Annotated in this window: 1 protein-coding gene; it reads left to right on the plus strand. The window is 59.7% G+C overall.

All coding sequences use genetic code 11. The features are described 5' to 3' along the window. The first annotated feature begins 459 nt into the window (after positions 1-459). Positions 460-675: a hypothetical protein gene (locus ACFWW2_RS02845; RefSeq protein WP_393925981.1), complete on the plus strand. Its 216-nt coding sequence runs from the start codon at positions 460-462 to the stop codon at positions 673-675. Positions 676-1,121: the final 446 nt, after the last annotated feature.

The raw sequence follows: 1,121 nt of genomic DNA on the forward strand, positions 1-1,121 counted from the left end.
CGCGGCGCGCGCATGAGAGCGTGACACGTGCTGGCGGCGGCTTGACTTCGGTCAAATGTACGATGTGCCGTCACCACCCAAACACGCAGGCGTATCAATAACGCTGTCCGGCTCACAGGCGGCATCAACCCCACGTCCCACAACGGACGGGTGAACCGTTTATTGACCGGACTTGAGCCCTTCTGCACGACCAATCCTTCGGTCACTCCGCCCCGCAAGCAGTCTTCGGTCCCGTCGGACCGGTAACAGGAACAGCAATCTCTGCGTTCACGTCACGACCGCTCTCCTTGTTTCTCAAAGATGTGTCTAGGCAGGCGCGGTCGCGATGTCCCCTCAGCTGAAGCTTCGGCAAGCAGAAATACGGTTTCCACTGCAAGCAGCGGACCCTCCGCATTTCAGCCTGCATCACGCCCTGACGCACCTGCCTCAATTAGCCCCATCGAAACAAGGAGAACGATCATGACTAACCGCTTCAACATCACTGTCCCAGTCACCTACACATCCAACGGGGCCGAAAAGACATCCTACCGCCGGGTCGGTGTCGCCTTCCTCAACGATCGCACAGACGGCACAGGACAAGTCCTCAACATCAAACTCGACTTCCCCGTCGCCGTTGACGAACTCGTAGGCTTTGAACCAAAGGCCGATGATCAGGACGGCAACGTCACAGACTAAGCCCCTCGCGGGTCTTGGGGCGGCGAAAGCCGCCCCTTCCAGCGTCCTCAGCGGCCCCAAAAAGGGTGGCGCCTCGCATGCTGTGCGTGGCACCTTCAGTGGCACGCAAAACTGCGCTGTTGTCGTAGGAATATCGTCGCCTGGATTTACCTGCTGAAGTATTCTAGGGCGGTAAGCACAACCTTTTCGGGGGCCATCGTGACAGTATTGGCCCCTGCCCCGCCGCGAAGCGTCGTGGCACCGCGCCCTAGCCTTGCTCGCAAGCGAGCTGCGCCCAGAACAACGTACACCAGCACAAGTTGATCCAATAGTCGCTCACACGTCTCTCCGAGCCGCGCCGCCTCCTTTGGATCATACATGTCCTGCTGCACGTCGATCTGCCCTTCGGGTCACGGTCGCTGGGGCGGCGGACCAAAGGTCCGCTGATCTTAACAGCCGCGCCTTTA

The sequence above is a fragment of the Yoonia sp. R2-816 genome, assembly GCF_046762905.1.
Taxonomy (GTDB): Bacteria; Pseudomonadota; Alphaproteobacteria; order Rhodobacterales; family Rhodobacteraceae; genus Yoonia.

Bases quoted from the DNA above. Each gene is read 5' to 3' on its own strand.
- ACFWW2_RS02845 (WP_393925981.1), top strand. From the start codon at position 460: ATGACTAACCGCTTCAACATCACTGTCCCAGTCACCTACACATCCAAC.